Origin of the sequence: Vibrio sp. Vb1018 (assembly GCF_033338775.1) — a bacterium.
Taxonomy (GTDB): Bacteria; Pseudomonadota; Gammaproteobacteria; order Enterobacterales; family Vibrionaceae; genus Vibrio; species Vibrio alginolyticus.
Window position 1 is genome coordinate 92,095 of sequence record NZ_JAWOTI010000006.1, and the last position, 17,667, is coordinate 109,761.

Annotated in this window: 18 protein-coding genes, 1 riboswitch and 1 other annotated feature; of the genes, 14 read left to right on the forward strand and 4 right to left on the reverse strand. The window is 44.5% G+C overall.

The features are described 5' to 3' along the window. Positions 1 to 5: 5 nt before the first annotated feature. The 3 genes from R7Z10_RS08770 to R7Z10_RS08780 are packed head-to-tail and all read left to right on the forward strand — an operon-like array spanning position 6 to position 1,604. Complete coding sequence (locus tag R7Z10_RS08770) at positions 6 to 518, forward strand: DUF2878 domain-containing protein (protein WP_042522066.1); 513 nt, start codon at positions 6 to 8, stop codon at positions 516 to 518. Next, a complete protein-coding gene (locus R7Z10_RS08775) occupies positions 478 to 1,071 on the forward strand; it encodes a chalcone isomerase family protein (protein ID WP_017821712.1) in 594 nt (197 codons plus the stop codon). The genes R7Z10_RS08770 and R7Z10_RS08775 overlap by 41 nt, the downstream gene beginning before the upstream one ends. Further along, the gene (locus tag R7Z10_RS08780; protein ID WP_017821713.1) at positions 1,071 to 1,604 is read left to right on the forward strand and encodes a DUF3833 domain-containing protein; all 534 of its coding nucleotides are present in this window, start codon (positions 1,071 to 1,073) and stop codon (positions 1,602 to 1,604) included. The genes R7Z10_RS08775 and R7Z10_RS08780 overlap by 1 nt, the downstream gene beginning before the upstream one ends. A 133-nt stretch (positions 1,605 to 1,737) precedes the next feature. On the opposite strand, the gene purB is transcribed toward R7Z10_RS08780, so the two are convergent. From purB to mnmA, 3 genes are all read right to left on the reverse strand, one after another. Further along, complete coding sequence (gene purB / locus R7Z10_RS08785) at positions 1,738 to 3,108, reverse strand: adenylosuccinate lyase (protein WP_262627719.1); 1,371 nt, start codon at positions 3,106 to 3,108, stop codon at positions 1,738 to 1,740. Positions 3,109 to 3,261: 153 nt separating this feature from the next. After that, the gene (gene hflD, locus R7Z10_RS08790) at positions 3,262 to 3,879 is read right to left on the reverse strand and encodes a high frequency lysogenization protein HflD (protein ID WP_005378194.1); all 618 of its coding nucleotides are present in this window, start codon (positions 3,877 to 3,879) and stop codon (positions 3,262 to 3,264) included. A gap of 10 nt (positions 3,880 to 3,889) precedes the next feature. Next, the gene (mnmA, locus tag R7Z10_RS08795; protein ID WP_005378192.1) at positions 3,890 to 5,014 is read right to left on the reverse strand and encodes a tRNA 2-thiouridine(34) synthase MnmA; all 1,125 of its coding nucleotides are present in this window, start codon (positions 5,012 to 5,014) and stop codon (positions 3,890 to 3,892) included. Between the two features lie 188 nt (positions 5,015 to 5,202). Here mnmA and R7Z10_RS08800 point away from each other — a divergent pair, with 188 nt between their 5' ends. Both R7Z10_RS08800 and R7Z10_RS08805 read left to right on the forward strand, forming a co-directional pair. Further along, a complete protein-coding gene (locus R7Z10_RS08800; protein ID WP_005378190.1) occupies positions 5,203 to 5,472 on the forward strand; it encodes a hypothetical protein in 270 nt (89 codons plus the stop codon). Positions 5,473 to 5,589: 117 nt separating this feature from the next. Beyond that, positions 5,590 to 6,894, forward strand: a complete 1,305-nt coding sequence (locus R7Z10_RS08805) for an inosine/guanosine kinase (protein ID WP_132936560.1) — start codon at positions 5,590 to 5,592, stop codon at positions 6,892 to 6,894. Between the two features lie 126 nt (positions 6,895 to 7,020). On the opposite strand, the gene R7Z10_RS08810 is transcribed toward R7Z10_RS08805, so the two are convergent. Then, the gene (locus R7Z10_RS08810) at positions 7,021 to 7,428 is read right to left on the reverse strand and encodes an H-NS family nucleoid-associated regulatory protein (RefSeq protein ID WP_005378185.1); all 408 of its coding nucleotides are present in this window, start codon (positions 7,426 to 7,428) and stop codon (positions 7,021 to 7,023) included. 582 nt (positions 7,429 to 8,010) lie between these two features. Beyond that, positions 8,011 to 8,193: riboswitch (Lysine riboswitch) on the forward strand. Positions 8,194 to 8,302: 109 nt separating this feature from the next. On the opposite strand from R7Z10_RS08810, the gene tet(35) reads away from it, so the two are divergent. The 9 genes from tet(35) to hisIE all read left to right on the forward strand — a co-directional run bounded on the left by tet(35) (position 8,303) and on the right by hisIE (position 17,450). Then, positions 8,303 to 9,904, forward strand: coding sequence for a tetracycline efflux Na+/H+ antiporter family transporter Tet(35) (tet(35), locus tag R7Z10_RS08815; protein WP_005378182.1), 1,602 nt, complete (start codon positions 8,303 to 8,305; stop codon positions 9,902 to 9,904). A gap of 180 nt (positions 9,905 to 10,084) precedes the next feature. After that, positions 10,085 to 10,222, forward strand: a sequence feature (His leader region). A gap of 53 nt (positions 10,223 to 10,275) precedes the next feature. Further along, entirely contained in the window at positions 10,276 to 11,172 is an 897-nt protein-coding gene (hisG, locus tag R7Z10_RS08820) for an ATP phosphoribosyltransferase (RefSeq protein ID WP_005378180.1), read from the forward strand. A gap of 5 nt (positions 11,173 to 11,177) precedes the next feature. Next, positions 11,178 to 12,470, forward strand: coding sequence for a histidinol dehydrogenase (gene hisD / locus R7Z10_RS08825; protein WP_318104647.1), 1,293 nt, complete (start codon positions 11,178 to 11,180; stop codon positions 12,468 to 12,470). An 18-nt stretch (positions 12,471 to 12,488) separates the two neighbouring features. Then, positions 12,489 to 13,529 (forward strand): histidinol-phosphate transaminase, encoded by a 1,041-nt coding sequence (gene hisC, locus R7Z10_RS08830; RefSeq protein WP_262668612.1) that lies wholly within the window; start codon positions 12,489 to 12,491, stop codon positions 13,527 to 13,529. A gap of 69 nt (positions 13,530 to 13,598) precedes the next feature. Continuing rightward, on the forward strand, positions 13,599 to 14,672 hold the full coding sequence (gene hisB, locus R7Z10_RS08835; RefSeq protein ID WP_005378173.1) for a bifunctional histidinol-phosphatase/imidazoleglycerol-phosphate dehydratase HisB: 1,074 nt from the start codon (positions 13,599 to 13,601) through the stop codon (positions 14,670 to 14,672). A 26-nt stretch (positions 14,673 to 14,698) separates the two neighbouring features. After that, complete coding sequence (hisH, locus tag R7Z10_RS08840) at positions 14,699 to 15,313, forward strand: imidazole glycerol phosphate synthase subunit HisH (RefSeq protein WP_017821716.1); 615 nt, start codon at positions 14,699 to 14,701, stop codon at positions 15,311 to 15,313. A gap of 12 nt (positions 15,314 to 15,325) precedes the next feature. After that, positions 15,326 to 16,063 (forward strand): 1-(5-phosphoribosyl)-5-[(5-phosphoribosylamino)methylideneamino]imidazole-4-carboxamide isomerase, encoded by a 738-nt coding sequence (gene hisA / locus R7Z10_RS08845; protein ID WP_005390889.1) that lies wholly within the window; start codon positions 15,326 to 15,328, stop codon positions 16,061 to 16,063. Next, a complete protein-coding gene (gene hisF, locus R7Z10_RS08850) occupies positions 16,045 to 16,818 on the forward strand; it encodes an imidazole glycerol phosphate synthase subunit HisF (RefSeq protein ID WP_004749837.1) in 774 nt (257 codons plus the stop codon). The genes hisA and hisF overlap by 19 nt, the downstream gene beginning before the upstream one ends. Next, positions 16,815 to 17,450 (forward strand): bifunctional phosphoribosyl-AMP cyclohydrolase/phosphoribosyl-ATP diphosphatase HisIE, encoded by a 636-nt coding sequence (gene hisIE, locus R7Z10_RS08855; protein WP_005533681.1) that lies wholly within the window; start codon positions 16,815 to 16,817, stop codon positions 17,448 to 17,450. Before hisF ends, hisIE begins: the two co-directional genes overlap by 4 nt. Positions 17,451 to 17,667: the final 217 nt, after the last annotated feature.

The following is a 17,667-nucleotide window of genomic DNA, read 5'->3' on the forward strand; positions in this document are numbered from 1 at the left end:
TCGTTATGAAGGTGTTTCTTGCTTCGACATGGTTCCAACTCTGCTGGTTTGCAGCGGTGCTTGGAACCTATCAATGGCAATGGGTGACGTTATTCCTTACTTTGGCAACCCTACTATATTGTTTGAAAACTGACGCATCTTCGCTCAAAAGTATTGGTGTTATCGCCACGATTGGTCTCGTGCTTGATACATTAAATCAGCAATTTTCAATTTTCATGTTTGCCACTCAATGGTTACCCCTTTGGCTTTTGTGCCTTTGGATTCTGTTCGCCTGGTATGCCTATCAACTCAAGTCAATTTTGTACCGTTTCCCAAAAACCTACGTATCAATAGTAGGCGGACTCGGAGGAACAGCGAGCTACTTTGCTGGCTATAAGCTCCAAGCCGTTGAATTTGGATTTAGCACTGGCGCTACACTGGCAATGTTGTTTGTCGAATGGTGCGTCATGATGCTCTTGATACTCAAGGTGTACGGAAATGAAAAGCTTGAAGAGAGACTTAACTCAGAGACTGACTAGGCTGCTTGCGTTGGTAATAGTAACTGGCTCTTTTGCTCTGCAAGCTCAACCTGTTGGAAACAGCGAAGCTGCTAGCAACATTGCGAATTGGAAGGGATGGAAAACTGTTGGAGAAGCCCAACTTACTTGGTTCATCTTCGATATTTATCACTCAAGATTAAAAGCGCCTGATGGAAAGTTCATCGTAAGCGATGACGTATCGCCACATCCCCTTGCGTTGGAAATTAATTACAAGAGAGACATCAGTAAGCAACAGCTGCTTGATGTGACGGATGAGCAGTGGGCGAAATTGGGTTTTACGGACTCATATCGAAAAGCTTGGATCAGCGAGCTCGATCGTATGTTTCCTGATATTCAAAAAGGTGACGAGCTTACTTATCTAACAGATGGAAAATCTGGTCAGCTTTTTTATAAGCAGGTTGGGGACGTGCAAGTAAAGAACGTTGGCATCATTGAAGACGAACGAATGAACGATGCATTTTTGGCTATATGGTTATCACCCAACACAGAATTTCCGAAACTCCGAAAACAATTGATAGGGCAGGTTAGATAGTGTTTAAACGAATTTTTAAATCAGCGACTTTAGTGGCAGCTGTTTTTCTTTCGGCATGTTCCGCAGACATTGATAATTACCGCTCTTCTAAACCGACTTTTGACGTATTCGGTTATTTCGAAGGCGACATAAAGGCGTGGGGGATGGTGCAAGATTATACCGGACAGCAAACGCGTCGCTTTGAAGTCGATATAGTGGGTACTGTAGCGGGTGATACGCTGACGCTGGTGGAAGACTTCGTGTTTGATGACGGAGAGGTGGACCAGCGAATTTGGGTTATCACTAGATTAGAAGACGGTCGTTATGAAGGTAAGGCAGACGATATTATAGGTGTGGCAACAGGGGAAGAGCAGGGCAATGCGCTACAGTGGCAATATGACTTTGAGCTACAAATGGAGGATTCATCAGTGACGGTTGCTTTTGATGATTGGCTTTATCGTCAGGATGACAGACACGTTTTCAATCTAACGAAAATAAAAAAGTTTGGTGTGGAAGTAGGAACAATAACCTTGTTCTTCCAAAAGCTGCCATAACAAATGGGGCTGATCTTCAATTAATAATCCATTCCATATAACTAAAATTATTTTCTCCCGACCTAACTCTCCTAACTAAAAAAGGTTGACGCTTTCGCGTCAACCTTTTAAGTATCTGGTCGTTACAGGAGTATTACAGCTTATCTGTCAGCTCGATTGCTTGACCGATATAGTTCGCTGGTGTCATCTCTTTCAGACGTGCTTTCTCGTGCTCAGGAAGCTCAAGACCGTCGATGAAGTTACGCATTGCTTCGCCGTCTACACGCTTACCACGAGTTAGCTCTTTCAGCTTCTCGTATGGCTTCTCGATGCCGTAACGACGCATAACGGTTTGTACTGGCTCAGCTAGTACTTCCCAGTTCTTGTCTAGTTCAGCAAGAAGCGCTTCACGGTTTACTTCTAGCTTGCTGATGCCTTTAAGTGTCGAAGTGTAAGCGATGATAGCGTAGCCAACACCAACACCAAGGTTACGTAGAACCGTTGAGTCAGTTAGGTCACGTTGCCAACGAGAGATAGGCAGTTTCTGTGCTAGGTGGCCGAATACAGCGTTCGCAAGACCTAGGTTACCTTCTGAGTTTTCAAAGTCGATTGGGTTAACTTTGTGAGGCATTGTTGAAGAACCGATCTCACCAGCAATAGTTTTTTGCTTGAAGTGGCCTAGTGCAATGTAACCCCAAACGTCACGGTCGAAGTCAATCAGGATAGTGTTGAAACGAGCGATAGCGTCGAACAGCTCAGCGATGTAATCGTGCGGTTCGATTTGAGTTGTGTAAGGGTTCCAAGTTACGCCTAGAGACTCTGTGATGAACTCTTCAGAGAACTTGTGCCAATCTAGCTCTGGGTAAGCAGAAAGGTGTGCATTGTAGTTACCTACTGCACCGTTGATTTTCGCTAGGATCTCAACGTTTTCGATTTGCTTGAATTGACGCTCCATACGGTACGCCACGTTTGCCATTTCTTTACCCATAGTAGATGGAGAAGCAGGCTGACCGTGTGTACGAGATAGAAGAGGAATGTCGCGGTATTCCACTGCTAGTGCTTTGATAGCGTCGATTAGGTTACGGATTTCTGGAAGAATCACGTTATCACGAGCTTCTTTAAGCATTAGAGCGTGTGATGTGTTGTTGATGTCTTCAGAAGTACATGCGAAGTGGAAGAACTCGTTTACTGCGTGCAGTTCAGGAACGTCTGCTACTTTCTCTTTTAGGAAGTACTCAACCGCTTTTACGTCGTGGTTAGTTGTACGCTCGATCTCTTTGATACGGCGTGCATCTTCTTCAGAGAAGTTTGCAGCAAGGTCGTCTAGGAATTGGTTTGCTTCTGCGCTAAACGCTGGCACTTCTGCAATTTCAGCAGTAGCAGCAAGCTTTTGTAGCCAGCGGATTTCAACGATAGTACGGTACTTTAGTAGACCGTATTCACTGAAAATTTCGCGTAACGCAATTGTCTTGCTTCCGTAACGGCCGTCTACTGGTGAAACAGCAGTCAATGCTGACAGTTCCATGATGTTCTCCTGAATTGGGTTTCTAAATTTCGTGAGCTTTATACCAATAACTGTGGCAATTGTCACGAATATTGCGCAAACGTTTGCGCGAGATTTGTTTTAGTCGAAAAAAATGAGCTCGCGATAAACGCGAGCTGCTTATTTGATATTTTACTACAGACGAGCAAGAAGGATTTGTGCTTGCTCTACCATCTTCTTGCGCCCGAAGATTAGGTGGCGACGCTTACCACCAACTTGACGCCAAAGAACTGCACTACGAATGCCAGATAACAACAGCGCACGAACTTTGTGTTGGCTTGCCGTCTGCTGCAGTACAGATGGCGTGCCCGTTACTTGAATGCGTGGGCCAATAGGGCTAACGACATCCAGATAGATGCTCGCTAAATTGCTGATCATTTGATCGTCTAGTAGCTCAAAGTGCTCTGACTGACGCTTGGCCATTTGAATACGATCACCAAGCTGAGACATAGCATCGTTACGAGAGCTTAACTTACGTTCTAACGCCATTAAACTAATAATGTAACGAGTAATTTCACTGCCTGATGGTGTGCTATCAATCCCTTTAACCAAGCATTCTAGGCCGAGCTTTAGATCGGCTTCGCGACCGAATACGCCAACTGTGTTAGCAGGGTTCGTGCTCAAAATAGCGTTGATTGATGTTTCAAAAGCATCTTGATCACAATGTCCGTTTCTCGCTACCTGTTGAACTAAAGCAACAGCTTGGCAAATCCCAGCGAAAGCGATAGTACGGTCATAAAGTGTATTCGCCACGTAACGACTCCTAAGCTTGAGAATATTTAATGCGTTGCTCGATGATGCCGCCACCTAGGCACACGTCACCTTTGTAGAACACTGCTGATTGACCTGGAGTTACAGCAATTTGTGGCTCGTCAAAGATAACTTTAATGTTTTCATCATCGATAGGGATGATTGTACAAGGAATATCTTCCTGACGGTAACGAGTTTTCACTGTGCACTTCATAACATCGCGAATTGGCTCACGATCTACCCAATGAAGTTGTGATGCAAGTAGACCTTCTGATTTCAACATTGGATGGTCTTTACCTTGAACAGCAATCAAAACGTTACGTTCTAGATCTTTCTCACCAACGAACCATGGGTCCTCGTTACCACCGCCGCCTTTACGGCCACCGATGTGTAGACCTTTACGCTGACCAAGTGTGTGGTACATCAGGCCTTGGTGTTGACCAATCACTTCGCCTTCTGGAGTCTCGATATTACCAGGCTGAGCTGGAAGGTAGCGACCGAGGAATTCTGTAAACTTGCGTTCACCGATGAAACAAATACCAGTTGAGTCTTTCTTCTTAGCGGTAATTAGATCTTGTTCTTCCGCAATGCGGCGCACTTCTGGCTTCTCTAGATCACCAACAGGGAATAGGCTACGTGCGATTTGCTCGTTGCTTAATGTGTACAGGAAGTAGCTTTGATCTTTGTTGCCATCTAGACCACGTAGCATCTGTGGTTTTTCACCATTTTCTGGGAAAGAGCGACGCACATAGTGGCCCATTGCAATGTAATCAGCATCAAGTACTTCATCAGCGAATTCTAGGAATGCTTTGAACTTGATTTCTTTGTTACAAAGAATGTCAGGGTTCGGAGTACGGCCAGCTTTGTATTCAGCAAGGAAGTACTCAAATACGTTATCCCAGTATTCGGCAGCAAAGTTGATAGTGTGTAGGTGGATGCCTAGCTTGTCACATACTGCCTGAGCGTCAGCAAGATCTTCTGCCGCTGTACAATATTCTTCGTTGTCATCTTCTTCCCAGTTCTTCATGAAAAGGCCTTCTACTTGGTAGCCTTGCTGCTTTAGAAGATACGCGGAAACAGATGAATCAACGCCGCCGGACATACCGACGATGACTTTCTTTTGGCTGTTATCAGACATTACTAAACACCACTTAAATAAACGGGATGCAGATTCTATCAGAATCCACAGACCGGTGACAGATCCGAGATCGAAATCACAATTCGTTTCGCTGGATTTTTCTTCAACAAAGATTCGAACGAGTAATTTCGCAAGTATAGAAGAGGTATATATGGCATAGTTGGCCAAAATCCAAGAGGAAACACCAAATGACAGAAGAAAACCAATTTATGCAAGAAAGTGAGTTGATTGAAATTGTGGAAAATCAGCTCGAAGATGGCAACCCGCTTAAAGTAAAAGAAACCCTTATGCGTTTAATGATGACTGGCACACCACGTGAAGATGCGGTTGCGATGATGGCATGTGCGATGTCAATTGAGATTTTTGATGTAATGAAGAATGAAGGTGAGTTCAACCTAAAGCGTTATAGCGAGCACCTTGAGCAACTACCAGATCTCAGCTTTATGGAAGGTGAATAAGCCACCTAAAAGAAAAAAGCTGTCAGCAAACGTTTGCTATAATCGCTTTTATTGCTGCTTTATTATTAGCGGTATAGAATCCGCTCTCCTTTTCATCCCCTTACTCAGACTGACAATATGAAATTTCCTGGACAACGCAAATCGAAGCACTATTTTCCTGTTCATGCTCGTGACCCGCTGGTGAGCCAAGCACAAGAAAGCAAGAAGATGACGCGCACTCACATCATTGGTATTGACCAAACCTTGGTTGATATTGAAGCAAAAGTTACAACGGATGTGATTGAAAAGTACGGTCTGAGTAAAGGTCACTCTCTGGTTATCGATGACGAAAGAGCAGAAGAGTTATACCAGCAACTGAAAGAAGAGAACTTGATTACCAATGAGTATGCGGGCGGTACAATTGGTAACACGCTACATAACTACTCCGTGCTAGCGGATGACCGCTCCACACTACTTGGAGTGATGAGCCAGGATATTAAGATTGGCAGCTACGGTTACCGTTATCTTTGTAATACATCAAGCCGCATGGACTTGAACTACCTACAAGGTGTAGATGGTGCAATTGGCCGTTGTTTTGCTCTTATCACAGAAGACGGTGAACGTACTTTTGCTATCAGCGAAGGGCAAATGAACCAACTCCATCCTGATAGCATTCCAGAGAAAATCTTTAAAAATGCATCAGCACTTGTACTGACGTCATATCTAGTACGTTGCAAAGACGGCGACCCAATGCCGGAAGCAACAATGAAAGCAATTGAGTACGCGAAAAAGAATGATGTGCCTGTTGTTCTGACTTTAGGCACAAAGTTTGTTATTCAAGATGACCCTAAATATTGGCAAGAATTCATTCGAGATAACGTTTCAGTCGTTGCGATGAATGAAGATGAAGCAGAAGCTCTGACGGGGGAATCTGATCCACTTGCTGCGTCTGATAAAACATTGGAGTGGGCTGATCTAGTATTGTGCACGGCGGGTCCTGTAGGTCTATTTATGGCTGGGTATACGGAAGATAGCGCGAAGCGCGAAACTTCTTTGCCATTACTTCCAGGGTCAATTGCTGAATTTAATCGTTATGAATTTAGTCGTCCGGCGAAAAAAGACTCATGCGAGGCGCCAATAAAAGTGTACTCGCATATCTCGCCATATATGGGTGGTCCAGAAAAAATTAAGAATACAAATGGCGCAGGTGATGCCGCGTTATCTGCGGTTCTTCATGATATGGCAGCAAATAAATACCATAAAGAAAATGTGCCTAATTCAAGCAAGCACAGTAACGAGTATTTAACTTACTCTTCTTTTTCTCAAGTCTGCAAATACGCAAACCGTGCGAGCTACGAAGTTCTCGTGCAACATTCACCACGATTGTCGCGCGGACTTCCTGAGCGAGAAGATAGCCTAGAAGAAGCATACTGGGAACGTTAATACGAAGCGGTTTAATTAACTATTCTGTAACTAAAGTAAAAGGCGCATTAAGAAATGTGCCTTTTTTATTTGTAATGGTTTAAATAAAAAGGCTCCCTATGGGAGCCTTTTAAAAATAGCACGGATCTAGATTAGGAACTCATCCAGAGATTTACCTGCATCAAGTTGCTCTTGAATCGCCGAAGGTGTACGACCTTGGCCAGTCCAAGTTTTCTCATTACCGTTTGAATCTGTGTATTTGTATTTAGCAGGGCGAGGTGCGCGCTTCGCTTTGCCTTTCGTCTTAGTTTCGCCAGATAGCGCAGTAATAAGTGCTTCTACATCAATACCGTCTTGAGCGATTTTCTCAGCAATCTCTGCAAGCTTAGCTTCTTGCTCTGCTTGTGCTGCGCGTTCTGCTTCTTCTGCTTCACGACGCTCATCTACGACAGTAGTGAGTTTATCTAGAGCTTCTTCCAATTGTTCTAGAGTCAGCTCACGAGAAAATGCACGAAGGCTACGGATATTTAGAAGGGTTTTAGTCAGCTCTGACATAACGATTCCTATTAAAAGGTTAATGTGTTGGGCACTTTTTATCGTTACGATTAAATAATGCCAATCTATAAATAAACAAAGAGTCCTTATATTTAACTTTATCTTTTCCTTATGTGCAAATGCTAAATCAAGATTTTGTTTAAATTTGACTATTTTTTAAAGCAATTAATATTATTACACTCGAAATAAATCATTATTAGATGAGAACTAAAATCAACAATCATTATTGTATAGAGAGAGTGACAGCTTGGTTTTTTATAAAAAATTTTGAGTTATTACTTAAAAATATGAAGCATCCATCTTTAATGCTGTGTCATATATCCTTAATTTATTGATATAAGATAAACCATGATATTTCTAAGGTAGTAATAATGTTTCATAAATAACATGATTGATGTGATTTCAGTTGCACAAAACTTATGGAAGTAGGCAAGGTTTATAAATTATCTCAGCCATTATTTATTTGTTTAATTTAGTTTGATGTGTTGCATTGACTCTCATCATAAGTACAATGGCTGCCACCTGATGCAATATTGCAGACAATTTGTTGTTAATTTGTACAGTTAGTGGTTAATTGTTTGTTGTTGCCGTAGAGGCGCGGTCTCGAAGAGTAGCTATTATTGGGGTGATGCCAATGAGTAATAGTGGAAGGCGAAGATTGCCGAAGTAAGTAACTCATCAAAGTTACTTGCTGGGGTTGTATCTGAAAGGAACAACACTGCCATAGTATATATTCACATTAAACTATGGAGCGCTACTGTAGGGTTGGGTGGAGTGTTCGCTTCCCTGTCGCTAAGTTCAACATGAGCACGTATCGTATGCTACGTGACTTGTCTGCAGTAGATCTCTAGCCAAACTTTGGTTTTTGAAGATCATGAATTTAATAGATTTTTCTAGTTCTCCTGTTTCATTATTGCCACCTATTGTCGCTTTGACTTTGGCGATTTTGACTCGACGTGTATTAGTTTCCTTGGGTGTAGGTATCGTGCTAGGTGCGGTGCTACTTAATAGCTGGTCTATCAGCGACACCGCAGGTTACGTCAGTTCTCAAGTTTCTTCTGTCTTTATTGAAGATGGCGGAATTAACACTTGGAACATGAGCATTGTTGGTTTCCTAATCTTATTAGGTATGACAACAGCTTTATTAACGCTATCTGGCGGTACTCGTGCTTTTGCTGAATGGGCACAATCTCGAGTGAAGAGTAAACGCGGCTCCAAACTTCTTGCCGCCTTTTTAGGCGTATTCATTTTTGTCGATGATTACTTTAATAGCCTTGCTGTTGGTGCGATCTCTCGCCCAGTAACCGATCGCTTTTATGTGTCTCGCGCTAAGCTTGCGTACATTCTAGACTCAACCGCTGCTCCAATGTGTGTAATTATGCCTGCTTCTAGCTGGGGTGCTTACATTATTACTATTATTGGCGGGATCTTAGTCTCACATGGGATCACAGAGTATTCGGCTCTTGGCGCATATGTTCGTCTTATCCCAATGAACTTCTACGCCGTTTTTGCGCTGCTAATGGTGTTCGCTGTTGCATGGTTTGGTCTTGATATTGGTAAAATGCGTGAGCATGAAATTTCTGCATCGCAAGGTCGTGGCTTTGATAAAGACAAAGAAAATGACTCGCAAGAAGCGCATGACCTAAACGAAGAGCTAGATATCCGTGAAAGTGAAAAGGGTAAAGTGTCAGATTTGATACTTCCTATCGTGACGCTGATTATCGCGACTATCGCTTCAATGCTTTACACGGGTGGCCAAGCATTGGCTGCTGATGGTAAGGAGTTTGCGCTTCTTGGTGCTTTTGAAAATACAGATGTAGGTACATCACTAATCTACGGTAGCTTGCTTGGCTTAGCAGTTGCACTGTTTACTGTTGTGAAGCAAGGTCTACCAATGGCTGAGATCGCACGTACACTTTGGATTGGTGCTAAGTCTATGTTTGGTGCGATTCTAATCTTAGTATTTGCCTGGACCATTGGTTCTGTTATCGGTGATATGAAGACTGGTACTTACCTTTCGACAATGGCGCAGGGCAACATTAACCCGCACTGGCTACCAGTTATCCTATTCTTGTTGTCTGGCCTAATGGCGTTCTCAACAGGTACTTCATGGGGTACGTTCGGTATCATGTTACCAATCGCGGGTGACATGGCTGGGGCAACAGACGTAGCGCTAATGCTACCGATGCTGAGTGCGGTTTTAGCTGGTGCGGTATTCGGTGACCATTGTTCACCAATCTCAGATACGACTATCTTGTCATCGACGGGTGCACGTTGTAACCACATTGATCACGTATCAACACAGCTACCTTATGCATTATCAGTCGCGCTTGTTTCATGCGTCGGCTTTATTGCCCTTGGTATGACTGCTTCAATTGCGTTCTCGTTCATTGCAGCGTCGATCACATTCGTTATCGTTTGCGCTATTTTGTCATGGCTTTCAAAGTCTAAAATAGCGTCTTGCCAGAGTGCGTAATTCACTGATTTAAAAGGTGAAATTGTAGGAGGCTTCGGCCTCCTTTTTTATTTGTATTATACAATTCGAATTTTTTTAAAATTAAGGGTTGAAAAAAGTAATCAGCTTGGTTAGTGTGGTTGGTAACAAAGCAAATGAGAAGAGCCTTGAAATAAGTATGCGTAATTTTGTAATGAACATTCATCACCATCATCACCCAATCTAGTCTTTCGGGAGATGTACGCATACCCGGGAGGCAGGAAACTCCCGGAGGTAAAATCAAAGTAAAAGCAGATTTTAAACCCTCGGGAGACTTCAATCTCCCGAGGGTTTTTTAGTTTTATTAGTTTGAAAAATACTTAGATATCAAAATCTTGTATAGGGACAAAGCAATGCAAACACAACGTTTAAGAATCGCAATTCAGAAAAAAGGTCGTCTTAGCAAAGAGAGTCAAGCTCTACTAAAACAGTGCGGCGTAAAGTTCAACGTGATGGGCGAGCGTTTAGTTGTCCATTCTGAAAATATGCCAATTGATTTACTCTTGGTTCGTGACGACGACATCCCAGGTTTAATTATGGATGGCGTTGTTGACCTTGGCTTTATTGGCGAAAATGAACTAGAAGAAGTTCGCCTTGACCGCAAAGCATTAGGTGAACCCTGCGAGTTTGTTCAGCTTCGTCGACTTGATTTTGGTGGCTGTCGTTTATCTATCGCAATCGACAAGGACGAAGAGTACAACGGTCCACAAGACTTAGCTGGCAAGCGTATTGCTACAACGTATCCTCAACTTCTAAAAGCGTACATGGATGAAGCCGGCGTTCCATTCTCTACATGTATGCTGACAGGCTCTGTAGAAGTTGCGCCTCGCGCGGGTCTCGCTGATGCTATCGCTGATTTGGTTTCTACAGGTGCAACACTGGAAGCGAACGGCCTTAAAGAAGCTGAAATTATCTTCAAATCAAAAGCGACATTGATTCAACGCACAGGTGAGTTCGACGCAGACAAAGTGGCGCTAATCGAAAAGCTGTTAACTCGCATGCAAGGCGTGCAGCAAGCGAAAGAATCTAAGTACATTATGCTTCACGCCCCAGCAGAGAAGTTAGATCAAATTAAAGCGCTACTGCCAGGTGCTGAAGACCCAACTGTTCTTCCTCTTTCTGCAGATAAGCAGAAAATGGCTGTTCACTTGGTGAGTTCTGAAAACCTGTTCTGGGAAACAATGGAACAGCTGAAAGAGTTGGGCGCAAGTTCAATTCTCGTTCTACCAATTGAAAAAATGATGGAGTAAGCATCATGAGAACAGTCGTTTGGCAATCATTAAGTGAGAATCAGCAAGACTCTATTTTGGAGCGCCCTGCTATTGCAGAAGGTGCCAATATCACCACTGCTGTGGCCGAAGTTATTGCTAAAGTTCGAGAAGAAGGTGACTCTGCTCTTATTGAGCTGACAGAAAAGTTTGACCGTGTTAAGCCTGAATCCATTCGTGTTTCTTCTCAGGAAATTAAGGCAGCGTCAGAGCGTTTGTCAGAGTCAATGAAGAGCGCACTAGAGCAAGCTTACGCCAATATTTCTAAGTTCCACAAAGCGCAAAAGCCGCAACCGATCAAGGTGGAAACGCAGCCAGGTGTTCTTTGTGAACAAGTAACACGTCCAATTCAAAAAGTGGGTTTGTACATTCCTGGTGGCAGTGCGCCTTTGCCATCGACTGTTTTGATGCTCGGCGTTCCTGCAAAAATTGCAGGTTGTCGTAAAGTCGTTCTTTGTTCTCCACCGCCAATCGCTGATGAGATCCTTTATGTCGCGAAACTGTGTGGCATTGATGAAGTGTACAACGTCGGTGGTGGCCAAGCAGTTGCTGCAATGGCTTATGGCACCGAGACTGTATCGAAAGTAGATAAGATCTTTGGTCCGGGCAACGCTTACGTGACCGAAGCAAAACGTCAGGTTAGCAATGATTTCCGTGGTGCTGCGATTGATATGCCAGCAGGTCCATCAGAAGTTCTTGTGATTGCCGATGAAACCGCAGATGCAGACTTTATCGCTGCGGATCTTTTGAGCCAAGCGGAACACGGTCCTGATTCTCAAGTGGTACTTGTGACTCCTTCTCCTGTGATTGCTGATCAAGTGACGGATGCGGTTCAACGTCAGCTTAAGGAGCTATCTCGTGCAGACATCGCAGAGCAAGCATTGGCTTCAAGCTTGATCATCATTGCCGAGTCTCTTACTCAATCGGTTTCCATTTCGAATTACTACGGTCCTGAGCACTTAATTGTTCAGACTAAGAACCCACGCGAGCTTTTACCTCTATTAGATAACGCAGGTTCTATCTTCCTAGGTGATTGGTCGCCTGAATCAGCAGGTGATTACGCATCGGGCACCAACCACGTCCTTCCTACTTACGGTTACACACGTACTTATTCAAGCTTAGGTTTGGCGGATTTCTCTAAACGAATGACGGTTCAGGAGCTTTCTGCTGATGGTTTAAAGAACCTTGCACCAACGGTAGTCACGATGGCTGAAGCGGAAGGTCTGGACGCTCACAAACGTGCTGTTACTATCCGCGTAGAAAAATTAGCAAGTAAGTAAGAATAAGAGAGTAATGAGATGGAAAAGCTAGCGCGTAAACAAGTCCAACAGCTTACCCCTTATATGTCGGCTCGCCGAATCGGTGGTACGGGTGACGTATGGCTAAATGCCAACGAATCACCATTTAACAATGAATACAAAACAGACTTTGCTCGTCTTAATCGTTACAGCGAATGCCAACCGAAAGAACTGATTTCCGCTTACGCAGCGTATGCGGGTGTTAAACCAGAACAAACACTGACTTCTCGCGGTGCTGATGAAAGTATTGAACTACTGATTCGTGCTTTCTGTGAGCCGGGTGAAGATGCGATTCTTTACTGCCCACCGACTTACGGTATGTACGCCATCAGTGCAGAAACCATAGGTGTAGAGCGTAAAACCGTGCCGCTAACGTCAGATTGGCAACTAGACCTTGCAGGCATCGAAGCTAATCTGGATAACGTGAAACTGGTTTTTGTATGTTCGCCAAACAACCCAACGGGTAACTTGGTTAAGCGTGAAGACATTGTGTCTCTGCTTGAGATGACAAAAGACCGTGCAATCGTGGTAATGGATGAAGCGTACATCGATTTTTGTCCAGAAGCGTCAACGGTAGACCTACTGGCGCAATACCCGAACCTTGCAATTCTGCGTACTCTGTCGAAAGCTTTTGCGCTTGCAGGTCTGCGTTGTGGATTTACGCTTGCGAACGAAGAGCTGATTAATGTACTTCTTAAAGTTATCGCACCTTACCCAGTCCCAGTTCCAGTGGCAGAAATTGCGACTCAGGCGCTTTCGGAAGCTGGTTTAGCACGAGCGAAGTTTCAAGTTCTCGATTTGAATGCAAACCGTGCTTACTTGCAAGTTGGCCTTTCAATGATTCCGGGCTTGGAAGTGTTTGAAGGGTGGGGAAACTACCTATTGGTGAAATTCCCAGATGGCGATGACCTTTTCAAAGCGGCTTGGGATACGGGCATTATTTTGCGTAACTCGCCAATTGAAAACTGTGTGCGTATCAGTGTGGGTAACCGTGACGAGTGCGAAAAAACGCTTGGATTTATCAGAAACTACTACGCATAAATAGAGACAGAATTTATCGCTCTCGCTCAATAGCGGGAGCGCCAAAAGAATAGCAATAAGGAAGTTCGAGTGAGCAAACAACAAAAAATCCTTTTTATCGACCGTGATGGCACCTTAATTGTTGAGCCGCCGATTGATTTTCAAGTAGACCGTTTAGATAAGCTAAAACTAGAACCATTTGTTATCCCAAGCCTGCTGTCGTTGCAGGATGCAGGATACCGCCTAGTGATGGTCACGAACCAAGATGGTTTGGGTACCGACAGCTACCCACAAGCTGATTTTGATGCACCACACAACATGATGATGGAGATCTTTGAATCTCAAGGTGTGAAATTTGATGACGTGCTGATTTGTCCTCACTTTGATGAAGATAACTGTTCATGCCGTAAGCCTAAATTAGGCTTGGTAAAAGAGTACCTTCAAGGTGGCAAAGTGGATTTCCAAAATTCTGTTGTGATTGGCGATCGTCAAACTGATCTTCAACTTGCAGAAAACATGGCAATTCGTGGTATTCAATACAACCCAGAAACCATGGGCTGGAAACAGATCCTAAAAGATCTCACAGTGAAGGCGCGTGTTGCTGAAGTCGTTCGAACCACAAAAGAAACAGACATTAAAGTATTCGTTAACCTTGACGAGCAAGGCGGTAACGATATTTCTACAGGTCTTGGCTTTTTTGACCACATGCTGGATCAAATTGCGACGCACGGTGGATTCCAAATGGTGTGCAAAGTGGAAGGTGACCTGCACATTGATGATCACCACACAGTAGAAGATACCGCTCTTGCGTTGGGTCAAGCGTTGAAAGAAGCACTGAGTGACAAGCGTGGTATTGGTCGCTTTGGCTTTAGTTTGCCAATGGATGAGTGTTTGGCGCAATGCGCACTAGACCTATCAGGTCGTCCTTACCTTAAGTTCGACGCGCAATTCAGCCGTGAGCAAGTGGGTGATCTTTCAACAGAGATGGTAGTTCACTTCTTCCGCTCTCTGACTGACACATTAGCATGTACGTTGCACCTTTCTTCTGCGGGCAACAATGATCACCACATCATTGAAAGTCTATTTAAAGCGTTTGGTCGTACGTTACGCCAAGCAATCAAAGTAGAAGGCACTGAGCTACCAAGTAGTAAAGGCGTGCTTTAAGGCTAACGTTAGCAAGGAGAAAAACAGTGACAGAACAGAAAGTTGTCATTATCGATACTGGCTGTGCCAACGTTTCTTCGGTGAAGTTTGCCATTGAACGCCTAGGCTATGACGTAACGATTTCAAAAGATCCGCAAGTCGTATTATCCGCAGATAAGCTATTCCTACCGGGTGTGGGAACCGCCAGCGAAGCGATGAAGAACCTAGAAGAGCGCGATCTGATCAGCTTGGTAAAACAGGTAGAAAAGCCATTACTAGGTATCTGTTTAGGCATGCAACTGTTGGGCAAAGTGTCTCAAGAGAAAGGGCAGAAAGCCGACGAGTTAGTTGAGTGTCTTGGACTTTGTGATGGCGAAGTGAAGCTACTACAAACTGGCGATTTGCCGTTGCCGCATATGGGGTGGAACACGGTCTCTGCAAAAGCAGGTAATCCACTTTTCAAAGATATTGAAGAAGGAGAGTATTTCTACTTCGTGCACAGCTTTGCGATGCCTGTTGGGGATTACACGATTGCGGAATGTGAATACGGCAACCCGTTCACAGCAGCAGTACAAAGCGGTAACTATTACGGCGTGCAATTCCACCCTGAGCGTTCTTCAAAAGCGGGCGCGAAGCTTATTCAAAACTTCTTAGAATTATAAAAGGGATTTAGTGTGATTATTCCAGCTCTTGATTTAATTGAAGGACAGGTGGTTCGCCTTTATCAAGGTGATTACGGCCAAGTAACTGAGTACAAAGTCGACCCAGCAGAGCAGTTCAACTTGTACCACCAAGCTGGTGCTAACTGGCTGCACTTGGTGGATTTAACTGGCGCGAAAGACACGACAGCACGTCAACTTGATTTAATTGCAAAGCTACTAGCAAGCACGCCAGCGAACATCCAAATCGGTGGCGGAGTGCGCACAGAGCAAGACGTGATTGATCTGCTAGAAGCGGGGGCTCAGCGTGTTGTCGTTGGCTCAACAGCAGTAAAACAGCCAGAGCTTGTGAAAGGTTGGATGGAAAAATACGGTGCAGAGAAAATCGTTCTCGCGCTAGACATCAACATCGATCAAGACGGCACACGTAAAGTAGCGATTTCTGGTTGGCAAGAAGATTCAGGCGTGACTATCGAAGCTCTGATCAACGATTACCTGACGGTAGGTTTGCAGCACGTGCTTTGTACGGACATTTCTCGTGACGGTACGCTAGAAGGCTCAAACGTAGAGCTTTATGTCGACCTATGTAAACAGTACCCACAAGTGCAGTTTCAATCTTCAGGTGGCATTGGCTCATTAGCAGATATCGAAGCGCTAAAAGGCAGCGGTGTGGCTGGTGTGATTGTTGGTCGTGCGCTGTTAGATGGTAAATTCACAGCAGAGGAGGCATTTGCATGCTGGCAAAGCGAATAATTCCATGTCTTGATGTTCGTGATGGACAAGTGGTGAAGGGCGTCCAGTTCCGCAACCACGAAATCATTGGCGACATCGTTCCTCTGGCACAGCGTTATGCTGAAGAAGGCGCTGACGAGCTTGTGTTCTACGATATTACCGCTTCAAGTGATGGGCGTGTCGTTGATAAAAGTTGGGTCGCTCGCGTTGCAGAAGTGATTGATATTCCGTTCTGTGTGGCTGGTGGCATTAAATCAGCAGAGGACGCGGCGCGCATTCTTGAGTTTGGTGCAGATAAGGTATCTATTAACTCTCCTGCCTTGGCGAACCCTCAGTTGATTACTGACCTTGCTGATAAGTTTGGTGTGCAATGTATCGTCGTTGGTATCGATTCATACTACGACAAAGAGACGGGCAAGTATCAGGTTTACCAGTTTACTGGTGATGAAGAACGCACCAAAGCGACCCAATGGGAAACGCGTGATTGGGTGCAAGAAGTACAAAAACGCGGCGCTGGTGAAATCGTACTGAACATGATGAACCAAGACGGTGTGCGTAACGGCTACGATATCGAACAACTGAATATGGTGCGCGAAGTATGTAATGTACCGCTGATTGCATCGGGTGGCGCGGGTGCTATGGAGCACTTTGCGGAAGCATACCAAAAAGCCAATGTGGATGGCGCGCTTGCCGCATCGGTATTCCACAAACAAGTCATCAACATTGGTGAATTAAAGCAGTATTTGAAACAACAAGGCATTGAGGTACGACTATGAGTGTGAAAGCCGCCGAAGTAAGTTCGCTAGCTGAGCGAATCAACTGGGAAAAGGTGGATGGTCTGGTACCTGCCATCGTACAAGATTTCCAATCAAGCCAAGTGCTGATGATGGGTTACATGAACCAAGATGCGTTGGCAAAAACGGGCGAAACGGGTCAAGTGACGTTTTTCTCTCGTACCAAGCAACGTCTTTGGACGAAAGGTGAGACTTCTGGCAACGTATTGCAATTGGTGAACATGCAGCTCGATTGCGACAACGATACGCTACTGGTGAAAGTTAATCCCATTGGCCCTACGTGTCACCTGGGTAACACAACTTGCTGGGATGTGGACCCTCAAGAGGAGTCACAAATGGTGTGGCTTCATCAACTTGAGCAGTTACTGGCTGCCCGCAAGAGTGCCGACCCAGATTCCTCTTATACTGCCAGTCTTTATGCCCGTGGCACCAAGCGTATTTCGCAAAAAGTGGGCGAAGAAGGCGTTGAAGTCGCGCTTGCGGCGACGTCGGGCGATAAGGCGGAGTTAGTGTGTGAATCAGCAGATTTGATTTATCACTTAATGGTATTGCTTCAAGACCAAGGCTTATCGATGAATGACGTAGTGAACAAACTGAAAGAGCGTCATAAGTAAGCTTGCTATAGATAAGTGAAAGCCCCTATGCTCTCGAGCCTAGGGGCTTTTTTAATTTAGTGTTCTTGATTCGGGGTAAAACCAGCAACAGTGCTAGTAGCGATTAGATTCTGAATCACACTCGTTCCTCGCTGTTAAGAATGACGGTATATTTTCTAATGGTGCTTGCAGTAGAGTTATTTACTTCAAACAGGTACATATATTCACGTCACTCCAA